Origin of the sequence: Brevibacterium samyangense (assembly GCF_039529845.1) — a bacterium.
GTDB classification, from domain to species: Bacteria; Actinomycetota; Actinomycetes; order Actinomycetales; family Brevibacteriaceae; genus Brevibacterium; species Brevibacterium samyangense.
Window position 1 is genome coordinate 21,888 of sequence record NZ_BAAANO010000008.1, and the last position, 21,066, is coordinate 42,953.

The 21,066-nt window shown below is 69.1% G+C and carries 18 protein-coding genes; 11 read left to right on the forward strand and 7 right to left on the reverse strand.

The annotated features are described in order from the left end of the window. The first annotated feature begins 28 nt into the window (after nucleotides 1-28). Both ABD172_RS04105 and ABD172_RS04110 read left to right on the forward strand, forming a co-directional pair. Nucleotides 29-2,068 carry a BCCT family transporter gene (locus tag ABD172_RS04105; RefSeq protein WP_344307205.1) on the forward strand — a complete coding sequence of 680 codons (2,040 nt, stop codon included), beginning with the start codon at nucleotides 29-31 and terminating at the stop codon, nucleotides 2,066-2,068. A gap of 40 nt (nucleotides 2,069-2,108) precedes the next feature. Then, nucleotides 2,109-2,501, forward strand: coding sequence for a VOC family protein (locus tag ABD172_RS04110; RefSeq protein ID WP_344307207.1), 393 nt, complete (start codon nucleotides 2,109-2,111; stop codon nucleotides 2,499-2,501). Here ABD172_RS04110 and ABD172_RS04115 read toward each other — a convergent pair. Next, nucleotides 2,498-3,964 (reverse strand): MFS transporter, encoded by a 1,467-nt coding sequence (locus ABD172_RS04115; protein WP_344307208.1) that lies wholly within the window; start codon nucleotides 3,962-3,964, stop codon nucleotides 2,498-2,500. The two genes, ABD172_RS04110 and ABD172_RS04115, sit on opposite strands and share 4 nt — an antisense overlap. Before the next feature lie 350 nt (nucleotides 3,965-4,314). On the opposite strand from ABD172_RS04115, the gene ABD172_RS04120 reads away from it, so the two are divergent. Beyond that, complete coding sequence (locus ABD172_RS04120; protein ID WP_344307209.1) at nucleotides 4,315-5,490, forward strand: mechanosensitive ion channel; 1,176 nt, start codon at nucleotides 4,315-4,317, stop codon at nucleotides 5,488-5,490. A 141-nt stretch (nucleotides 5,491-5,631) separates the two neighbouring features. Here ABD172_RS04120 and ABD172_RS04125 read toward each other — a convergent pair whose 3' ends face one another. Together ABD172_RS04125 and ABD172_RS04130 are read right to left on the reverse strand one after the other, a co-directional pair. Then, a complete protein-coding gene (locus ABD172_RS04125; RefSeq protein ID WP_344307211.1) occupies nucleotides 5,632-6,204 on the reverse strand; it encodes a P-loop NTPase family protein in 573 nt (190 codons plus the stop codon). A 42-nt stretch (nucleotides 6,205-6,246) separates the two neighbouring features. Beyond that, nucleotides 6,247-7,488, reverse strand: coding sequence for a Na/Pi symporter (locus ABD172_RS04130; RefSeq protein WP_344307213.1), 1,242 nt, complete (start codon nucleotides 7,486-7,488; stop codon nucleotides 6,247-6,249). 167 nt (nucleotides 7,489-7,655) lie between these two features. Here ABD172_RS04130 and ABD172_RS04135 point away from each other — a divergent pair, with 167 nt between their 5' ends. Further along, on the forward strand, nucleotides 7,656-8,711 hold the full coding sequence (locus tag ABD172_RS04135; protein WP_344307215.1) for an LLM class flavin-dependent oxidoreductase: 1,056 nt from the start codon (nucleotides 7,656-7,658) through the stop codon (nucleotides 8,709-8,711). Between the two features lie 19 nt (nucleotides 8,712-8,730). Here ABD172_RS04135 and ABD172_RS04140 read toward each other — a convergent pair whose 3' ends face one another. After that, nucleotides 8,731-9,285: a TetR/AcrR family transcriptional regulator gene (locus tag ABD172_RS04140; protein WP_344307217.1), complete on the reverse strand. Its 555-nt coding sequence runs from the start codon at nucleotides 9,283-9,285 to the stop codon at nucleotides 8,731-8,733. A 43-nt stretch (nucleotides 9,286-9,328) separates the two neighbouring features. Further along, nucleotides 9,329-10,894, reverse strand: coding sequence for an MFS transporter (locus ABD172_RS04145; protein ID WP_344307219.1), 1,566 nt, complete (start codon nucleotides 10,892-10,894; stop codon nucleotides 9,329-9,331). Between the two features lie 175 nt (nucleotides 10,895-11,069). Between ABD172_RS04145 and ABD172_RS04150 the strand changes: the two genes are divergently transcribed. The 5 genes from ABD172_RS04150 to ABD172_RS04170 all read left to right on the forward strand — a co-directional run bounded on the left by ABD172_RS04150 (nucleotide 11,070) and on the right by ABD172_RS04170 (nucleotide 15,301). Further along, entirely contained in the window at nucleotides 11,070-12,980 is a 1,911-nt protein-coding gene (locus ABD172_RS04150; RefSeq protein WP_344307221.1) for a BCCT family transporter, read from the forward strand. 406 nt (nucleotides 12,981-13,386) lie between these two features. Continuing rightward, nucleotides 13,387-13,887, forward strand: a complete 501-nt coding sequence (gene tpx / locus ABD172_RS04155; protein WP_344307223.1) for a thiol peroxidase — start codon at nucleotides 13,387-13,389, stop codon at nucleotides 13,885-13,887. 3 nt (nucleotides 13,888-13,890) lie between these two features. Next, on the forward strand, nucleotides 13,891-14,331 hold the full coding sequence (locus ABD172_RS04160) for a YchJ family protein (RefSeq protein WP_344307225.1): 441 nt from the start codon (nucleotides 13,891-13,893) through the stop codon (nucleotides 14,329-14,331). Further along, nucleotides 14,328-14,858: a hypothetical protein gene (locus ABD172_RS04165; RefSeq protein WP_344307227.1), complete on the forward strand. Its 531-nt coding sequence runs from the start codon at nucleotides 14,328-14,330 to the stop codon at nucleotides 14,856-14,858. Before ABD172_RS04160 ends, ABD172_RS04165 begins: the two co-directional genes overlap by 4 nt. Then, nucleotides 14,855-15,301 carry an OsmC family protein gene (locus ABD172_RS04170; protein ID WP_344307229.1) on the forward strand — a complete coding sequence of 149 codons (447 nt, stop codon included), beginning with the start codon at nucleotides 14,855-14,857 and terminating at the stop codon, nucleotides 15,299-15,301. Before ABD172_RS04165 ends, ABD172_RS04170 begins: the two co-directional genes overlap by 4 nt. 26 nt (nucleotides 15,302-15,327) lie before the next feature. On the opposite strand, the gene ABD172_RS04175 is transcribed toward ABD172_RS04170, so the two are convergent. Then, nucleotides 15,328-16,218 carry a patatin-like phospholipase family protein gene (locus ABD172_RS04175; RefSeq protein WP_344307230.1) on the reverse strand — a complete coding sequence of 297 codons (891 nt, stop codon included), beginning with the start codon at nucleotides 16,216-16,218 and terminating at the stop codon, nucleotides 15,328-15,330. Nucleotides 16,219-16,225: 7 nt separating this feature from the next. Then, a complete protein-coding gene (locus tag ABD172_RS04180; protein ID WP_344307232.1) occupies nucleotides 16,226-17,158 on the reverse strand; it encodes a DUF808 domain-containing protein in 933 nt (310 codons plus the stop codon). A gap of 227 nt (nucleotides 17,159-17,385) precedes the next feature. On the opposite strand from ABD172_RS04180, the gene ABD172_RS04185 reads away from it, so the two are divergent. Together ABD172_RS04185 and ABD172_RS04190 are read left to right on the forward strand one after the other, a co-directional pair. Next, the gene (locus tag ABD172_RS04185) at nucleotides 17,386-18,702 is read left to right on the forward strand and encodes a glycosyltransferase family protein (protein WP_344307234.1); all 1,317 of its coding nucleotides are present in this window, start codon (nucleotides 17,386-17,388) and stop codon (nucleotides 18,700-18,702) included. Continuing rightward, nucleotides 18,686-21,066, forward strand: a 2,381-nt coding sequence (locus tag ABD172_RS04190) for a glycosyltransferase (protein WP_344307236.1), incomplete at its 3' end; no start/stop codon positions are given. The genes ABD172_RS04185 and ABD172_RS04190, both read left to right, overlap by 17 nt.

Here is a 21,066-nt window from a genome sequence, read left to right on the forward strand (position 1 = left end):
GTCCGGCACGCACGAACAGGAGCGATCCATGACCGAATCGACCGGCAGACCCGCGCCCGGGTCGGCGCAGAACGACGCAGTATCGAACGAGGCGACGCAGGACGAGTCGGCACGGACAGCGTCGGCCGAGGGCAGTACCCGGCAGAAGCCGCGTCGTCCGCGTCGCGAGGCCGCCGCCCGGATCCTGCGGGAGATCGAGTACCCGCACGGCATCCACCCGGCACTCGTCCCGGGAGTGTCCGTCGAGGACCAGCGCATCCGTTACGGCGTCGACACGGTGATCCTCGGGGTCGTCGGTGTGCTCGTCGTGGGATTCGTCGTCTGGGGCATGCTCGCCCCCGACATGGTGTTCGACGTCTCGAGCGTCGCACTCGGCTGGGTCATGCACAACCTGGGCTGGGTCTTCAATGTCGTCGCGATCGTGCTCGTCGTGTTCCTCCTCGTGATCGCACTGTCCCGCTACGGTCGGATCCCGCTCGGACTCGACGGCGGGAAGCCCGAGTACTCGACCGCCTCGTGGGTCGCGATGCTCTTCGGTGCCGGTATCGGCATCGGCATCATCTTCTTCGGTCCCTACGAGCCCATCACGTACTACCTCGATCCGCTCCCGGGCCTGTACGACCCCGGTACCGCCGAGGCGGTCAAGGGCGCGATGGCGCAGGCGGCACTGCACTGGGGCATCAACGCGTGGGCGATCTACGCGGTCGTCGGCCTCGCCGTCGCCTATGTGTCCTACCGTCGCGGCAGGGTCCCGCTCATGAGCTCGGTACTCGAACCGCTCTTCGGTGCGAAGCCGGACGGGATCGGCCCGCGCATCATCGATTCCCTCTCGATCATCGCCACGCTCTTCGGCACGGCGGCGTCCCTCGGGATCGGTGCCCTGCAGATCGGTCGCGGCGTGCAGCTCGTCACCGGGTGGAGCACCGCGGCGAACCAGATCGCGATCGGCATCATCGTGGTCCTCACGATCGGCACGATCATCTCGGCGGTCTCCGGTGTGGCACGCGGGATCCGTCGTCTCTCGAACATCAACCTCGTACTGTCGATCGCCCTCGCCGTGTTCTTCTTCGTCGTCGGGCCCACGGTGTTCCTCATGAACATCATTCCGGGTGTCATCGTCGACTACTTCGGATCGATGCCCGACATGCTCGCGGCGACGATGGCCGACGGCGCGGACACCGAGGCGTTCCTGTCCTCGTGGACGACGTTCTACTGGGCGTGGTGGGTGAGCTGGTCGCCGTTCGTCGGTGTGTTCCTCGCGAAGATCTCCCAGGGCCGCACCATCCGTCAGTTCGTCCTCGGGGTGCTCTTCATCCCCTCGGCGATCATCATCCTCGCGTTCACGATCCTCGGTGGCACCACGATCTGGTTGCAGCGCTTGAACGGCTCGATCGCCGCGGACGGCACGGCCGACAGCCTGCCGGCGCCCGAGGAGATCTTCTTCCTCGTCGTCGACCAGTTGCCGGCTGCGGAGATCCTCGTGCCGATCGTCATGGCGATGCTCGCGATCTTCTTCATCACCTCGGCGGACTCGGCCTCGATCGTGAACTCGCAGCTGTCGCAGCGCGGTAATCCGACGCCCAACCGGCTCGTCACCGCGTTCTGGGCGGTGTGCATGGCCGGCATCGCGGTCGTCATCCTCCTCATGGGCGGACGGGACGCGCTCCAGGGACTGCAGAACCTCGTCACCGTCACGGCGCTGCCGTTCTGCGTCATCATCGTCCTCATGTGCGTGGCGCTCGTGAAGGAGCTGCGGAACGACCCGTTCTCCATCCGCGACGATTTCCGGACGGCGGCACTCGAGAACGCGGTGCGCCAGGGTGTGCAGGAGTACGGCGACAACTTCGCCCTCAGTGTCGAACCGACCGCACCGGACAGCGATTTCGCCGCCGGTGGCGAGTTCGACTCGACCGCGGACGAGGTCACCGAGTGGTACACCCGGACCGACGAGGACGGTGAACCGGTCGAGTACGACTACGAGATCGGGGCCTACGTCGACGACAACGGGGATCCGGTCGACGCCGAGGGCAACCCGATCGAGGTCGACCGGAAACCGGACACCGAGTGAACGGCGCGACGGTGGGAGGGCCGTGGTCTAGCGTGAGGGTATGAGCACCTTCTTCGTGTCGCTGCCCACCGCCGACCGCGCCCGTACCCATGTGTTCTACTCCCGCGGCATGGGATTCGAGACACCGGGGGTGCCGGCCGAGGACGGCGTCCCCGAACCGCTCGTCGTCGCCGTCGACGGACAGCCGGTCGTGATGTTCATCCCGACCGGCGGCTTCGGATGGGTGACGGGAGGCCGGGAGACCGCGGGCCCCGACACCCACGAGGTGCTCCTGTCGCTCGCGGTCCGGGACGCCGAACTCGTCGATGTGTACATGGTGCGCGCCGCGAACGCCGGTGGCACGGTCGTGACTCCGGCGGGCCCACAACCGTGGGGATACTCGGGTACGTTCGCGGATCCCGACGGGCACCTCTGGCAGGTGACGGCGCTCTAGGCGGAGCGGCTCCCGTTGCCGCCGGGAATCGCCTTCTCCGCTTCCTCCGTCTCCTCCGCTTGTTCCTTCGCCTTCATGAACTGCTTCGAGAGCAGGCGGTAGGCCGGGGTGAGGAACGCCCCGAGGGCGAGCACCATGGCGGCGAGTCCGGCGAAGAGGAACACGAGCGCGATCCCGCGGGCCTCCCCGTACCCGAGGAGCCATGCCCAGGACTGCTGTCCCTCCGGGGTGTCGAGTGCCGGGATGATGACGAACTCGGCGATCGGGGCGATGAGGAACGAGGTGATGGGCGCAGCGGCCGCCTCGAAGGTCATCGCGAACCCGAACACGCGGCCCTGTTTCTCGTAGGGGGTGACGGTCTGGATGACGGTCTGTTCGGCGGCCTCGACGGCGGGGATGAAGGCCATGTAGATCCAGCAACCGAGGACGAAGAGCCAGGCCCATTCGCGGATCGCGAAGACTCCGCCGACGACGCCGATGAATGCGGCGATGAGGAGCATCGTCCGGATCGGGTTGCGCCCGAGCCCGAACTTCGCGAGGACGATGCCGCCGATGATGAATCCGGTCGAGGCGATCGCGAAGACGATGCCCCACATCTCCACCGAGAACAGCGTGAGGCCGTACGGGTCCATGAGCGCCATGTAGACGCCACCGACGAGGTTGTTGAGCGTGGTGAAGAGGACGAGCATGAGCAGGCCGGGTGCCGACCGCACCGTCCGCCAGCCGACCTTGACGTCGATCCAACTCGTCTTCTCCTCGACGTGGAGGACCTTGGGCTCGGGGATGCTCAGCCACAGGAGGTGGAGGAAAACGAGCCCGAGCGCCGTGATCGAGATGACGATGGTCCACCCCATCCCGAGCTGACCGATCGCGAGGCCGGAGAACACGCTCGTGACGAGCATCGCGAGCCCCTGCACGGTGCCGACCATGCCGTTCGCGTTCGCCCGGCGGTCGACGGGGACGAGGAGCGTCACCGTCGTCGACAGGGCGATGTTGCGCAATTGTTCGGCGATCGCGCCGGTGAGCATGACGATCGCGAAGATCCAGAAGTGGGGGAGTCCGAGGTTCACCATGTCCGCGTGCGGGACGAGGAAGAAGTACGCCCCGCCGACGAGGAACAGCGCGAGTGACACGAGGGTCGCCCACACCATGACGGCCTTCTTGCGGAACCGGTCGACGAGGGTGCCGAAGAACATGCTGAACATCGCGACGAGCAACATGTACGCGCCGCCGATGACGCCGGTGGCGAGGACGTTGCGGGTCTCGAGGTAGATCCAGAACGTGATGCCGAACCAGAGGAAGCTCGTCGTCACGTTCGCGAGTGCGGTGTTCACGAGGACGTGGACGAAGGTGCGGGTGCCGTGTGCCGGTGGCGCGGGAGCGGAAGGATCCGTCGCGGTGCCGGAGGTGTGCATCGCGTCGGGCTCGGAAAGCGGTCCGTCGCCGGCCGGTGTCGAGGTCATGGGGACAGAGTAGGCCGCGGCACGGACACGAGGAAGCTTGACGCGGAGACAGGAGCCCCGACGGTCCGTTCGGTCTTTTCAGGACTTCCGCGGTACCGCGCCGAGGTGGATTCCTGGAACCGGCCGTCGACGAATCCGCCGCGGCCTTACGACAACTGGGCGGCGGTCATGTAACAGAAGCGTCATCCCTGGTGAGGGGATATCGATCGCGCAACACACCGTGATCTGGTTGAAAACCGAACTTACGCTCACGGCGACAGTCCGCGCAGGTCCGTTCTCGGCCCTCCGAGTGCTCCTGCCGCGGAATGGACTCTCTTTTTAGGAGGCAGTGATGCAATCCTTCGACTGGCATGCTCAAGGTGGCGCTCGCGATCGTGATCCTCGTGGCCACGTGGATCATCGCAAGCGTGGTGAAATGGGCCGCCCGCAAGCTCGTCGGCAAGGTCCCCGCGCTCCAGCGCACGGGCAACGACGGCAAGGCGATCGGTGATTCGCTCGGCACCGTCGCCTCTCTCCTCGTGTGGCTCTTCGGTCTCATGGCGATCCTCCAGCTGTTCGCCCTCGATCAGGTCCTGGCGCCGTTGCAGGACCTCCTCGGTGGCATCCTCGGCTTCCTGCCGAATCTCATCGGTGCCGCGGTCGTCTTCTTCATCGGCTTCGTCTTCGCGAAGATCGCCCGCCAGCTCCTCTGGGCCGTCCTCGGACCGGTCGACCTCACGAAGTTCGTCCGGAAGTTCCGCAAGGCCGGTGAACAGCCCGAGCGCACCCCGCAGCAGGAAAACGCCAAGCTCCTCACCCTGCTCGGCAACCTGCTCTTCGCCGTCATCGTCATCGTCATGAGCATCAGCGCTCTCCAGGTCCTCGGTATTGCCGCGATCTCCGAGCCGGCGCAGCAGATGCTCGAGCTCTTCCTCGCCGCGATCCCGGCGATCATCGCCGCCGCCATCCTCCTGTTCCTCGGTGGCGTCATCGCGAAGTTCCTCGGCAACATTCTCGAGGAGCTCCTCGTCGGCCTGCGCGCCGACGAGTCCGTCGCCTCCTTCGGCATCCTGCCCGAGGGCACCCGCGTCTCTTCCGTCATCACGAGGATCGTGCAGACGGCCATCATGATCTTCTTCGCGATCATGGCCGCCCGGATGCTCGGCTTCCCGGAGATCACGAACATCCTGGGCGAGATCCTCGCGCTCGGCGGCAACGTCCTCTTCGGCGCGATCATCATCGCCGCGGGCTTCCTGCTCGCGACGCTCATCGGCGAGTTCGTCACGAACGACGCCGCGAGCAAGGTCCTCCGCTACTCGACCATCGCACTCTTCATCGCGATGGGTCTCAAGTACATGGGCCTGGCCGATTCGATCATCAACCTCGCCTTCGGTGCGGTCGTCATCGGCGGCGCGCTCGCGGCGGCCCTCGCCTTCGGCCTCGGTGGACGTGACGCGGCTGCGCGCACGCTCACCAAGCTCGAGAAGAAGACGGAGGAGCCCTCCGCTCCCGAGGTGCCCGGCACCGGATCCGGCCCCGTCGCCTGATCGGTCCACCCGGCTGAAGTCAACGGATTCGTCGAGGGAAACCGATTCGGTTGGCGCCTTGCACGAGGGAAACCGAATCGGTTTCCTCTGGCGAATGCGTTGCAGGCCCCGTATGTCCTCGGACATGCGGGGCCTGCTGCGTCACGCCCGGACGGCCGAGGCGAGGGGGCCCGCCAGCCAGGCCCGCGCCTCGGCGTGGGAGGACAGCCGGACGACCGGGAGGTCGGGGCGGTCCTGCGCCGCGTGCATCACCATGAGGCGGTTCTTCGGGTACATCGTGAGCGCGTAGCGGACGACGTGCTGCGGATCGGTGAGGAAGGCGTGCAGCGGCGGCTCGATGTTGCCGTTCCACAGGTGGGTCCGACGGAGGCGGCGCAGCACCGTACGACGGGAGACCTGCCACGCTACGCGGGGCTTCGGCAGGTCGAGCCACACGAAGAGGTCGGCGCGCTCGAGGAGGAGCGGTCGGACCTGCCCGTACTGCCATTCGGTCGTCCACGCGGGTGCTGCCGTGAACGCGAGAACGTCCTCGACGAACGTGGGCCGCGGGGTCCAGCCGGGCCCGTGGAAGAGGGAGTCGATCTCGGTGTGCGGACCGCCGGTCACCTCGGCGATCCGCGCGGCGAGAGTCGTCTTCCCCGAACCCGAGGCGCCCGCGACGAGCACCCGGAACGGTCGGGTGGGGAGAGGGGAACCGGGGCCGAGGACGGGCATGCGGTCAGTGTAGGGCCGCACGCCCGCGGCACGGTCCTGTGATCAGACGAGTGCCGTGACCGCGATGAGCGCCGCGGGAAGGGCGACGAACACGCCGCCGACCCACACGAACGCGAACCACGGCCGGACGCTCGAGACCCGGGCGAGCCATTCGGCCCCGAGGATCGGCAGGTTGCGCAGCCACGGCACGCCGTAGACGAGGCCGGTCGCGCAGAGATTGAAGAACAGGTGGACGAGGGCGATCTGCATGCCGAGGGCCGCGTGCTCGCCACTGAGGCCGATCGCCGCGAGCAGTGCCGTGACGGTCGTGCCGATGTTCGCCCCGAGGGTGAAGGGGTAGATCTGTCGGAGGCTGAATGTTCCGGAGCCCGCCAGGGGGATCATGAGGCTCGTCGTCGTCGACGAGGACTGCACGAGCGTGGTGACGAGCGCGCCGGCGCCGATCCCGGTGACGGGGCCGCGCCCGATCGCGGTATGGAGGATCTGCTTGGCCCGGCCCACCATGAGGACCTTGAGAAGGGCACCGACGAAACCGATCGAGAGGAAGATGAGGCCGACCCCCACGGCGATCATCACGAGGCCCCCGGCGACCGCACCGAGCGGTCCGGTCGCCGCCGCGAGTCCCTCCTTGAGGGGAGAGGTGGCGGTCCCGACGAGGTCGAACGCGTCGGTGTCCACCGAGGTCGAGGTGTCGGCGAGGAAGCCGGTCACCCAGCCGGAGAGCTTCTCGAGGAAGCCGGTGAGGACCTCGAGCGGCAGGAAGATCACGACCGCGATGAGATTGAAGAAATCGTGGACGGTGCCCGCGGCGAAGGCGCGACGGAACTCGTCCCGACGGCGGATCATCGTCACCGAGACGAGAGTGTTCGTGAGGGTCGTGCCGATGTTCGCACCGAGGACGATCGGGATCGCGATGTCGAGCGGGAGTCCGCCGGCCACGAGGCCCACCGTGATCGAGGTCGTCGTCGACGACGACTGGAGGGCGGCTGTCGCGAGGATGCCGACCATGAGGGCGACGAGTGGGTTCTCGGCGAACGCGAAGAGCTGTTCCGCGTGACCCCCGGTCGCGGTCTTGAAGCCCGCACCGATGACGGACACCGCGCTCACGAGGACGTACACCGCGAGGACGACGGAGAGCCACTCGAGCGTGCTGCGCAGGCGGCCCGCCGGGAGGAGGCGGGCGAGCGGACTGCGCGGCGCCTCGGCCGGTGCGGGGGTGGGTGCCTGCGGTGCGGGAGCATCGAGGGGACGAGTGATCGTGGTGGCCATGGGGCTCTCGAGCATGGGCGTCATCCCTCGGTCTTCATGAATGTCACGCACCCATTCAGCGCCGACAAGATGAATCGCAGGTGAACAAATCGGGCGGCCGGGCCTCGAACGGGAATGAGATCCGTCACGGCCGTGAGACACGTCTCCCGTCGGATCCGGGCGAACGGCTCTAGGCTCGCCTCATGCGATCCTTCGGATTCCTCAGCTTCGGTCACTACGGCGGCGGTACCGGCGACGACGACCCGGGTGCGGGCGAGATCCTCCGGCAGGCGGTCGATCTGGCCGTCGGCGCGGACGGGCTCGGGGTCAACGGTGCGTACTTCCGTGTCCACCACTTCGCTCGGCAGGCGGCGGCACCCATGCCGCTGCTCGCGGCGATCGCCGCCCGCACGAACCGGATCGAGGTGGGCACCGGCGTCATCGACATGCGTTACGAGAACCCGCTCCACCTCGCCGAGGAGGCTGCGGCGCTCGATCTGTTGTCGGAGGGGCGGGTCGCGCTCGGAGTCAGCCGGGGGTCACCGGAACCGGCTCTACGCGGTTGGGAGGCCTTCGGGTACACCGGTTCGACGGATCCGCGCGGAGCCGACATCGCCGCCGAGAAGTTCGACCGGTTCCTCGCCGCCGTCCGTGGGGAGCGCCTCGCTCCGGCGGATCCGGCGCAGTTCGGTCCCGGCGTGAAACTTCGCGTCGAGCCGCACTCCGAAGGGCTCATCGACCGGATCTGGTGGGGTGCCGGTTCCCGGGCGTCCGCGGAGAACGTCGGTGCGCAGGGACTCAACCTCATGAGCTCGACGCTCCTCACCGAGGCGACGGGGGAGTCCTTCGGGGAACTCCAGGCCGCGCAGATCCGCCAGTACAAGGACGCGTACCGTGCAGCCGGCCACACCCGGACGCCTCGGGTGTCCGTCTCGCGCAGCATCTTCCCTATCGTCGACGACCGTGACCGGCAGGTTTTCGGGTTCCGCGCGCGGACCGACGGCGATCAGATCGGCGTCATCGACGGATACCGGTCGACGTTCGGCCGGACGTACATCGGTGAACCCGATGTGCTCGTCGAGGAACTGCAGGCGGATGCTGCGGTGCAGGAGGCGGACAGCCTCATGCTCACGATCCCCAACCAGCTCGGCGTGGACTTCAATCTCCACGTCCTCGAGAACTTCGCCCGCCACGTGGCGCCCGCGCTCGGCTGGATCCCGAACACGGAGGGCCCGGCGACGGGGTACCCGCTGGGGTGAGGCGTCCGGGCGCGTCCGTTCAGTCGCCGTCCCGCACGAGCTTCTCGACCCGCTCGATGATCGCTTTCCGCACCGCCGGGTCGAGGGTGCGGAACGACACCGCCTCGTGGATCCACAGGCCGTCGGCGACGAGCACTGCGAGCAGACGCGTGATCGCCTCCTCGTCCTCGGCGTCCGCGGGCGGGTCCGGGAGGATGCGGGCACTCGCCTCGCGCCAGTGCTCGGCGGCGTCCGGGTTCGTCGACGCCTCCAACTGGAGCTGCAGTTCGGCCCGGGTGACGGCGGCGCTGCTGCCGCGCAGGTAGGCGATCGCCGCATCGTCCTGCGTCGCCTCCTCCGGGTGCCCACCGGCGACGTCTCTCAGCACCTTCTCCTGATCGGTCACCCACTCCTGCGCCATGTGGGCGTGGATCGCCTCGACGAGTTCGGTGCGCGACCGGAAGTGGTACATGATGCCGCCGCGGGTCATCTCCGCCTCCGCGGCGACGGCGTCGAAGGTGAGTGCGGAGATGCCCTCGCGTTCGACGACGGCGACGGCGGCCTGCAGGATCTTCGTCCGGTTACTCGGTCTCATGATCGTCCCAGCCTAGGACACTCGGCCGGGACCGGCCCGGGGCTCACGAACCGACCACGGCCGAGGCGCCGCGCTCCCGGGTGCGCTCCTCACCGGAGCCCGTACGCGCCCGGGCGCGGGCTCCGCGGATCAACAGGACCCCGGTGACGAGCGCCGTGAGCGCGAGGACCACGGCCGCGAGCCCGACGACGACGGTGAACGACACGTCGTACGCCGCGAAGGCGGGGTCGAGGACCGCGCTGTCGGAACCGGCGGCGGCCACGGCGCTCGAGAGCGCCTCGGCGGCTTCCGGAGGAGTCCCGGCCGGCAGCTGCACACGGTTCGCGTACACGAGGTTGATGAGGCTGCCGAGGAGGGCGACGGACAGGAGACTGCCGAACTCGTAGGACACCTCCTCGACCGAGGACGCCATACCGGCCCGCGACGCCGGAGCGTTCCCGATGATCGCGCTCGAGGCCACGGACATCGTGAGTCCGAGCCCGACCCCGAGGACGACGAGGCCGAGCACGACCGCGGTGAAGGTGTGGTGGATCGAGGCGGCGAGCAGCCCGGCACCGACCGCGGCGATCGCGAGTCCACCGGAGATGAGCGGGAAGTACCCCACACGGTGGAGGATCGCGCCGCCGAGGACGGAGAACGGCAGGGACGAGACCGCGAGGACCGTGACGAGGAGGCCGGCCTCGAGCGGGGAGAACCCGGCCACGAGCTGGAAGCGCTGGACCGCGACGAGGTCGATGCCCGCGATCGCGAACATCGTGAGCGCGGCCGCGAGTACACCGGCGAGGAACACGGGGTTGCGGAAGATCGTGAAGTCGAGGAGCGGGTACGTGAGACGGCGCTGGCGGGCGGTGAACGCCCAGGCGGCGCCGGCGCCGACGGCGAGCGCGAGAAGAGCGAGGAACCAGTGCGGATCCGTGCGCGCGAGCTCCTTGATGAAGAACACGAGACCGACGAGGGTGAGGGCCGCGAGCGCCGAGGACGCGAAGTCCCAGGGCTTCTCCGGGTGGGTGAGGTTGGGGCCGGCGACGAGCGGGACGGCGAGGAGAGCGAGCACGGTGATCGGCACGTTCACGAGGAACACCGACCCCCACCAGAAGTGCTCGAGCAGGAGACCACCGAGGACGGGTCCGGCGGCGGCGCCCACGAGGGACACCGCGCCCCAGATCGCGATCGCGAGATTGCGCTCGCGCTCGATGTCGAAAGTGCGGCTGATGAGTGCGAGGGTCGCCGGCATCATCATGGCGCCGCCGATCCCGAGGAACGCCCGGGCCGTGATGAGGACGGCCGGGGCCGGGGCGAAGGCCGCGAGGAGCGATGCGAGGCCGAAGACGACGAGTCCGAGCGTGAACATCCGGCGATGGCCGACGCGGTCGCCGAGCGTGCCGGTGCCCATGAGGAGGCCCGCGATCGCGAGCGGATAGGCGTTCACGATCCACAGGGACTCGAGCGCGGAGGCGTGGAGCTCCTGCGTGAGCGTCGGCAGCGCGGTGTAGAGCACCGAGTTGTCGATCGTGATCATGAAGAGCCCGAGGCTCACGGTGGCCAGGAGCCACCAGCGCCGCGGGTTCCGTGCGGGCGGGTTCTGCTGGCCGTCGGGGCGCGTCTGCATAACTGTAACTGTACAATCAAGAATGTTAAGTAACCACGAGAGATGCGTCACCCCGTTCCGGCGCAACGGGTTCGGGAGGGTGGGGCTCTCCAGCCCTGCGGATCCGCATGAACGGGCTGCAAACGGGACCCGGCCGGACTTTACAGAAGTCCCCACCTGCACAAACGTGGTGCCCATGAGTACACCCGGAACAACCGAAGATCTCATCGACCGCCTCAAGCGGGCGACCCGCAGGCGACCGCGTAGACCCCACGGCACCGGCCTCGACAAGTGGGTGTTCGGCATCGCTGCGGTCCTCGCCGTCGCCTTCGTCGTGTGGGGATTCGTCACCCCCGACGGACTCGGCGCGGTCTCGAGCACGTTGCTGAACGGCACCATCACCGGTTTCGGATGGCTCTTCGTGAGCGCCGCCGCGATCTTCACGATCTTCGTCATCGTCGTCGCGATGAGCCGCTTCGGCGGGATCAACCTCGGGAAGGACGACGACGTCCCGGAGTTCTCCACCATCTCCTGGATCTCCATGATGTTCGCGACCGGTATGGGAATCGGCCTCGTGTTCTACGGAGTCGGCGAACCCCTCTTCTTCTACATGGCGCCGCCGCCGGGCACCGTCGACGGGCAGGTCCCCGAGGCGATCGGCATCGCGATGGGGCAGACCCTCTTCCACTGGACGCTGTTCCCCTGGGCGATGTACGCGATCGTCGGGCTCGGCATGGCCTACGGCACATTCCGCCTGGGCCGTTCGCAGTTGTTCTCCTCGATGTTCACCTCGATCTTCGGTGAGCGTCGGGTGAACGGTTGGGGCGGCCGGGTCATCAACATCCTCGCGATCCTCGCGACCCTCTTCGGCACCGCGTGCTCGCTCGGTCTCGGCGCCCTGCAGATCGGTGGCGGGATCACGTCGACCGGGCTCATGGGCGAGACGGGTTCGTGGTTCCTCGTCCTCATCATCGCGGTCCTCACCGCGCTCTTCGTCGCCTCCGCGGTCTCCGGCATCGAACGCGGCATCCAGTGGCTGTCGAACACGAACATGGTGCTCGCGTTTATCCTCGCGCTCATCGTCTTCATCGGCGGCCCCACGCTCTTCATCCTCAACGTCATCCCCGACGCGGTCGGGACCTTCTTCTCCCAGCTGCCCACGATGGCCGGCCGCACCGACGCCGCCGGGGGAGAGGACCTCTCCGCATGGATGTCGACGTGGACGATCTTCTACTGGGCGTGGTGGGTGTCGTGGACGCCGTTCGTCGGCCTCTTCATCGCCCGCATCTCCCGCGGCCGCACCGTCCGCCAGTTCATCGCCGGAGTCCTCTTCGTTCCCTCGGCCGTGTCCACCCTGTGGTTCGCGATCTTCGGCGGCGGCGCGATCGGCATGCAGGAACGCGCCCAGCAGGCGAACGACACCGCGAACCTCCTGTCGACGATGATCCCGAGCGAGGACGACCCCTCGGCCCTCGTCCCGGACATCGACTTCGACACGATCCTCTTCACCCTTCTCGGGGACCTGCCCGTCCCGACGGCCGTCGGGGTCCTCCTCATGGTCGTCACCGTGATCCTCATCGCGATCTTCTTCGTCACGGGTGCGGACTCCGCCTCGATCGTCATGGGCGGACTCTCCGAGCACGGCGCGATCGACCCCTCGAAGAAGACCGTCGTGTTCTGGGGTGTCGCGACCGGCGCGGTCGCCGCGGTCATGCTCCTCGCCGGCGGGGACGACCCGGCGAAGGCCCTCAACGGGCTCAAGAACATCACGATCGTGAGTGCGCTGCCCTTCGTCGTCGTCATGCTCGTGCTCTGCGTCGCGTTGTGGCGGGACCTCTCGCGCGACCCGTTCGTGCTCCGCCGCGAACTCGCCCGCGAGGTGCTCGTCGACAGTGTGAACACCGCCCTCGAGAAGCACGAGGGTGTCTTCACACTCGACACCTCCACGATCGAGCGGGTCGAGCCCGTGGAGACCGAGGAGACCGTGGCACTCGCGAAGGACGTCGAGGAACGGAAGCCGGAGGGCGCGGCGGAACCGCTCGTCGAGTCGGGTGACGACACGACCGCACGGACGACTCCGGAGGACGGAACGAAGACCCAGGGCTGAGGCCGGGGGCCCGCGTCGCCCGTTCCCTCCTCACCCGGTCCGTCCCGAACGCGCTGCAGGCCTCCGGGCCCGCAGCGCGTTCGTCCATTCACATGGGGATCCGTCGTACCGCGAGCGCATGCGCGAGGCCCGCGGCGGCGCCGGGAGGCTGCGCCCGAGGCGACGAGCGAGTATGCGTGCGGGCGTGCGGTTCCCGGTGGAGCTCATGCGGTTCCTCCCCTCTGGACGACGGTGTCCGGCCGCTCCGTGCCTGCCGCGGTCTGCGGGATCCCGCGAGGCACTACGTCCGGTGGAACGCGACCCGCCGACCACGGCTTCCGGCGTCCCGGCGGGTGGACCTGCGCCGTCCGGGCAGTGGACTGTTCCGCGATGCGGCGTCCGCACACGCATGCGTAGGATGGGGCGCATGGCTGACATCACCCTCCGCGGTACCCCCGTGACCACCATCGGTTCCCTCCCCGCCGTCGGCAGCCCCGCGCCGGCCTTCACCCTCACCGCGGGCGACCTCTCGGACCTCGAATCCGCGTCGCTCGCCGGTTCGACCGTGATCCTCAACATCTTCCCGAGCATCGACACCGGCGTCTGCGCCGCGAGCGTCCGGAAGTTCAACGAACTCGCCGCCGACCTCGAGAACACGAAGGTCGTCTGCGTCTCCGCCGACCTTCCGATGGCACAGGCCCGCTTCTGCGGCGCCGAGGGTATCGAGGCCGTCCTCACCGGTTCCTCCTTCCGTTCGGAGTTCGGCACCGATTACGGCGTCACCATGGTCGACGGTGCTCTCCGGGGCCTGCTCTCGCGCTCGGTCGTCGTCATCGATCCGAACGGCACCGTCAGCTACACCGAACAGGTGCCCGAGATCGGTCAGGAACCCGACTACGACGCAGCACTCGCCGCCGCCCGCGGCTGATCCATGCCCCTGTTCCGCACTCCCGAGGCGCCCTGCCCCTGCGGCGGGGCGCCCGCCGGTTCCGCCTACGGACGCTGCTGCGCCCCGGCCCTCGCGAACACGCAGTGGCCGGTGACCGCGGAGGCACTCATGCGGTCGCGCTTCACCGCGTTCGTCCTCCGGGACGCCGATCACCTGCTCCGCACCTGGCATCCGCGCACCCGGCCGAGCTCCCTCGAGGTCGACGACACCGAGTGGCTCGGTCTCACGGTGCTCGCCACCGCCGCCGGGGGAGAGGACGATGCCGAGGGGACCGTCGACTTCGTGGCACGATTCCGCGAACCGGGTGATCCCGCGCGGACCGTCCACGAAATGCGTGAGCACTCCCGGTTCGGCCGGCGCGCCGGCCGGTGGATGTACATCGACGGCGACGTGCTGCCCGACGGTGCGGGAGCGACCCGATGAGCCGGTCCCACCGCCGCTACGACGCCCTCCTCGCCGAGTTCCACCGGGCGGGGCGCGTCGTCGTCCCGTTCAGCCGTAAGCGGGCCTTCGCGTGGAGCATTCCGGGCCTTCTCGTGAGTGCGGTCCTCGTGTGCGTCGCCGTCCTCGTCTACCCGCACTCGCACCTGTGGGCGGCGCTGCCTGCCCTCGCCGCGGTGTTCGGCCTCATGTACCTCGTGATCCCACTCGGATCCCGGATCTTCCTCAAGAAGTACCTCGTGATCGAACCCGCGGGCTTCCTCGTCACCGAGGACCGTGCCGTCCACGTCGACGGTGACGAGGACACCGTGCCGTGGTCGGAGATCGAGTTCGACGAGGACGGGGAGGGCGACGACACCGAGGACCCGTCGACGTCGGAGGTCCGGCCGGTGGAGATCCCGGACGCCTGGCCGCTGCGCCTCAAGCACTACGAGGTGCCCGGTCCGCTCGTCGTCCGCCCCAAGTACGTCCACGCGCTCCTGCACGAAGCGAAGAGGAAGTTCTCATGAGCGACAGCACGCCCGCACCCGGCGAACCCACCCCGGAGGACCGCCGGTCGATCGAACTCACCCGGGTCGCCTCGAACCACTACCGGGCGACCGCATCCTCCGGCGCCTCGATCGAGTTCGGCCGTGGCGAGGGGCTCATGACCCCCGTCGAACTCCTCCTCGCGGCCCTCGCCGGGTGTTCGTCGATCGACGTGGACACCGTGACGAGCCGCCACACGGAACCGACGGAATTCACCGTCACCGCGAGCGGTCGGAAGATCGAGGAGGACGGGGCGAACCGGATGGGCGATCTCCACCTCGCGTTCTCGCTCGCCTTCGCGGACGACGCAGAGGGGCAGAAGGCCGCGAAGCTCGCCGAACGCCTCGTGCAGCTCTCGCACGACCGCTACTGCACGGTCTCCCGGACGATCGAACAGGGGGCGCGGGTCACCTTCGAGGTGTGAACAGCCGGGTGCGGCCCGCCGTCACCTCACAACCCGAGGAAGTCCTTCCACGCCGCTGATTCCCGCCGCGCCTGCGAGAGCCCCGCGCGGTGGGCAGCTGCGAGTTTCGAGAGGGACCGCTCGCCATTGCCGATCGGCATCCGGTCCGGCACGAAGAGATACGCCTTCCCCTCGCGTTCGAGCTCGAAGAGCTCCTCGCGGGTGGCGTTGTAGCGCTCCCAGCGGGAGATGAGCGCCTCGGCGATCGCCGGGAACCTCCGGAAGTACGTGAGGTAGAACCCGGGGAAGCGCTCGCGTTCCTTCCGGTACTCGCGGTCACGGGTGAGGACGACGAAGAACCTCTCGTAGCCGGCGTCCCGGGCGACGTCGAGGGCGATCCCGCCCGCGGTACCGAGAGCGCCGTCGACGTACGTGCGGCCGTCGATCTCCACCGGTGGCATGAGCACCGGCATCGTCGAGGACGCGCGGACCCGCACCATGAGGTCGGGCATCTCCCGGAAGTCCTCGCGGGTGAAGACGACCTGCTCACCGGAGACGGCGTCGAAGGCGACGACGTTCGCCTCGGCCGGGTTGTCCCGGAAGGTCTCCCAGTCGAAGGGCAGGGCCTGATCGGGCAGCCCGGTCTGTTCGTAGATGTACTTCGCGTTGAAGAGTCCGTCACCGCGCAGGAAGGTGCGGACGTTCCCGAACTTCGGATCCGCTGCGAAGTCGACGAAACTGCGGCGGGCACGGCGGGCGTCCCGGGAGAGGTAGTTCGCGGTGTTCGAGGACCCCGCGCTCACCCCCGCGACCCAGTCGAACGCGATGCCGGAGTTGAGGAGTTCGACGACGACGGCGGAGGTGAGGGCGGCACGCATGCCGCCTCCCTCGAAGATCAGAGCGGTGTCGTGGACGTTCGGAGCGAGCTCGGGCGTCACCGGTCGATCAGTGCTTCTTCCCGAACGGCAGCACGTGCATGATCCCGGCGATGATGCCGCCCCACACGAGGCCGATGACGAGCGAGAAGAACGTGTTCACGAGCCAGGCGAGCACACCACCGACGACCGCCACGTGATGGAGGGGCTCCTCGAGACCGTGGACGAATTCGTAGATCGGGTGGAAGCCGAGTTCGTGCATCTCGATGAGGACGATGTGTCCGCCGACCCACAGCATCGCGAGCGTGCCGATGACGGAGATGACGGCGAGGAGCTTCGGCATTCCCTTGACGAGGGCGTGGCCGACACGCTGGGTGCCCGGGCGCGGCTTCGTCGTCATGTGGAGGCCCACGTCGTCCATCTTCACGATGAGGGCGACCGCGCCGTAGACGAGGACGGTGATCGCGATCGCGACAACGACGAGGATCGCCGCCCGCAGGAGGAGAGTCTCGTCCATGACCTCCTTGAGGGAGATCACCATGATCTCGCACGAGAGGATGAAGTCCGTCGTGATCGCACCCCGGATGACCTTCTTCTCGGCCTCGGGGCCCTTCTCCACGGCGGGCGCGTCGTCGTGGTGGCCCTTCTTCGTGGCCTTCTCGATGACCTTCTCCGCACCCTCGAAGCACAGGTACGAACCGGCAACGATGAGGAGAACGGGGATCACCCACCACGGGGCGAACTGGCTGATGAGCAGCGCCGCGACCGTGATGATGAGCTTGTTGACGAGGGAGCCCTTGGCGATCGCCCAGATGATGGGCAGTTCGCGGTTCGGTTCGGCACCGTGGACGAACTGCGGGGTCACCGCCGCGTCGTCGACGACGACTCCCGCCGCCTTCGCACTCGCCTTGGCGGCTCCGGCCGCGATGTCGTCGACACTCGCCGCCGCGGTACGCGCGATCGCCGCGACGTCGTCGAGAAGGGCTACCAGACCGCCTGCCATGGGCGAACTCCGTTTCGGGTCGAAGGACGGGACGTGAGGACAGAACCTCCTCGATTCTAGGCTCCCGGCCGGTCGGCCCCGGGGTTCACCTCGTGTTCGCCTCGCGTTTCATGAGAAGACTCTCACCACCGGATCATCTCCATCTCACGAGTGCTCCGTAGCTTCGTCCTCATCGATACGACTGTTCCCCCGCGGGATTGTCGTCATGGACGAGGAAGGGACGCACCATGATCACCACGCCGCCCGCCCAGGGATCACCGGCCCCGGCCGCACGCGCGCGATCCGGGGAACCGACCGACGCACCCGGTGCCGAGCAGGGCCTGCGGGTCGTGCTGTACTCCCACGACTCCGTCGGCCTCGGCCACACCCGCCGCAACCTCGCGATCGCCCGCGCGCTCTCCCGGATCCTCCCGGAGCGCACCGGCCGCCGGGTCTCCGGACTCCTCATCACGGGGGAGCGTGCCGCCACCTCGTTCCCGTGCCCACCCGGGTTCGACTGGGTCGTCCTCCCGGGGATCTGCAAGGAGAACCGTCAGTACGCGCCCCGCACGCTCAACGTCGGCACCCGGCGCCTCATGGACATCCGGTCCTCGGTCATCGAGGGCGCGCTCACGACCTTCCGGCCGCACATCTGCATCGTCGACCGACACCCCTTCGGCGCCGACGGTGAACTCGTGCGTCCGCTCGCCGCCCTGCGGGAGGTGAAGCCGGACAGCACCGTCGTCCTCGGTCTGCGTGAGGTGCTCGACGGACCCGAGGTCGCACGCCGCGAATGGGCACAGGTCGGCCTCGACCGGGTGCGGGAGGCGATCGACGAGATCTGGGTCTACGGCGACCGCGCCGTCCACGACCCGATCGCCTCGGGGGAGATCCCGACCGAACTCGCCGACCGCACTCTCTTCACCGGCCTCCTCGCGGACGGGCGCACGATGACCGGCGCGGTCCCGCAGGCCGACCGCCCCTACGTGCTCACGATGGTCGGAGGGGGATCGGACGGGGAGGCCCTCGCCTCGGCGGCCGCTGCGGCCACGCTGCCGTCCGGTGTCCGGCACCTCGTCGTCACCGGCCCGCAGATGGATCCCGCCGCGCGGTCCCGGGTCTTTGCACACGCCGGCCCCGGCGTCGACGTCCTCCCCGAGGTGCCCGACGGCCTCGCGTGCATCACGGGGGCGCAGGCCGTCCTCACGATGGGCGGGTACAACACGATCACCGAGATCCTCTCGACCGACAGCCCGGCACTCGTCGTACCCCGGGTGCGCCCGCGTGCCGAACAGCTCATCCGGGCGCAGGGTCTCGCCTCAGTCGGCGCGCTCGACATGCTCCACCCCGACCACCTGTCCGCGGAGTCCGTGTCCGCCTGGCTCCGCAGCGCGCTCACCGATCGTGCGCTCGGCCGCCGCCAGCACACCGCCCGCGCCCGGCTCGGCACGGCCGGACTCGCCCGGGTCGGCGAACTCGCCGCCCGCATCGCCTCGCTCACCGACCGTCGCCCGGCCGCCGCCGGCACCATGCACTCGGAGGACTCCCATGTCGCTCGTCGCTGAACACGCCCCCGCCCAGGTCGTGGACACTGCCCCCGGCACCGTCGCTCCCGCCGATGCCGTCGACTCCCCGCACGCCTCGGCACTCGTGTCCGCACCCGCCGCCGCGCCCCGGCGCACCGCCTATGTGCTCAAGGTGTACCCGCGTTTCTCGGAGACCTTCGTCGTCACCGAGATCCTCGCCCGGGAGGCCCGTGGGGAGGACCTCGAGATCTTCGCCCTCCGGCCCACGACGGATTCCCGGTTCCACCCCGAACTCGCCCGGGTGAAGGCGCCCGTCACGCACCTCGGCCGGCCGACGAAGGTCTCCGAGGCCTGGGAACTCCACGCCGCCGCGGTCGCGCGCATCCCCGGTTTCGCCGAGCGCTACGCCGCGCTCCTGCCCGATATCGCACAGGACGAGGCCGCGGACGTCCACCAGGCCCTCGACCTCGCCGCCCGCGTCTGCGAACGCGGCATCACGCACCTCCACGCGCACTTCGGATCCGCAGCCGGCCGCGTCGCCGAGCTTGCTGCCCGCATGGCCGGTATCGACTACTCCGTCACGACCCACGCGAAGGACCTCTTCCACGAGTCCGTCGACCCGGCACGCCTGCGCCGGCTCATCGCCGGATCCCACCACCTCGTGACGATCTCGGACTACAACCTCTCCCATCTGCGCCGGGAGTTCCCCGACCTCGCGCACAAGATCGTCCTCGCGTACAACGGACTCGAACTCGCCCGGTTCCCGTACCGCGCCCCGCGCCCGGTCCCGGCGGCCGGCCACACCGCCGAGGCGCCCCTGCGGATCGCCGCGGTCGGTCGCCTCGTCGAGAAGAAGGGCTTCTCCGAACTCGTCGAGGCCGCCCGTCGGCTCACCGCCGAGGGCCTCGCCCTCGACGTGCGCATCGCCGGCGACGGCGATCTGCGCGCCGACCTGCAGGAGCGGATCGACCGTGCCGGGCTCACCGGGGTCGTCACGCTCCTCGGGGCCCGCACCCAGGAGGAGATCCGCACACTCCTCGATGCCGCGGACGTCTTCTGCGCTCCCTGCGTCGTCGGGACCGACGGCAACGCCGACGGTCTGCCGACCGTGCTCCTCGAGGCGATGGCGATGGGCGTGCCGTGCATCGCCTCCGCCGTCACCGGCATCCCGGAGGTCGTCGACGGCACCACCGGCGTCCTCCACGCACCGGGGGACACCGAGGCGCTCGTCGCCGGGCTCCGTGCGTTCGCGTCCGGGGAGATCGACCGGGAGTCGATGGCCCGCGCGGCCCGCGCCCTCGTCGAGGACCGGTTCGACTCGCACCGCCAGGCCGCCGCGCTCGCGGCACTCGAGGACGCCCCGGCGCGCTCGCCGCAGCCGCTCTCCGTTCCGCGCGACCTGGACGGGAGGCGCATCGCGTACGTGAGCGTCGACCCCGGCATCCCGGTGTTCGGCACGAAGGGCGCGAGCGTCCACGTCCAGGAGATCGTCCGGGAACTGCGTGCCCGCGGGGCGCGGGTGGACGTGTTCGCGACCCGCGCCGGGGAGAACCGGCCCGCGGACCTCGCGGACGTCCACCTCGTCCACACCCCCATCGCGACGAAGGAACCCGCAGCCCGGGAGGTCGCCCAGCAGGACGCCTCGGCCGGGATCGCGCAGCGGATCGTGGCGGGGGAGTACGACCTCGTCTACGAGCGCTACTCGCTGTTCTCGACGTGCCTCGCCGACTGCGCGGAGGCCGGGATCCCCGGCGTTCTCGAGGTGAACGCCCCGCTCATCGACGAACAACGCACGCACCGCGACCTCGTGGACGGGGCCGCTGCCGCTGCGGCGCTGCGGGCACAGGCCCGCGCCGCCGTCCGCACCGTGTGCGTGTCCCGGCCGGTCGCCGACTGGGTCGAGCAGCACACCGGGGTGCCCGCGCTCGTCGTCCCGAACGGGGTGAACACGCAGCGGGTGACGCCCGGGGTGCAGACCTTCGACCCGCACGCCCCGCTCGTCGTCGCATTCGTCGGCACGCTCAAGCCCTGGCACGGCGTCGACGTCCTCGTCGACGCGGTCGCCGCCTCCACCGGCACGTGGACCGTCCGCATCATCGGCGACGGTCCCATGGGCGAGCAGCTGCGCGCCCGTGTCGCCGGCCTCGGGGAGGCGGTCGCCTCGCGGATCTCCTTCACCGGGGCCGTGCCGCCGGCCGCCGTTCCCGCGCTCCTGGCCTCGTGCACCGCCGCTGTCGCGCCGTACCCCGAGGTCGCGGCGGAGGACTCCTACTTCTCCCCGCTCAAGATCTACGAGTACCTCGCCGCCGGGCTGCCCGTCGTCGCCTCCGCGATCGGCCAGATCCCCTCGGTGCTGGGAGGCACCGGGGCCGGAGAGCTCGTCGCCGCCTCGGACGTCCGGGA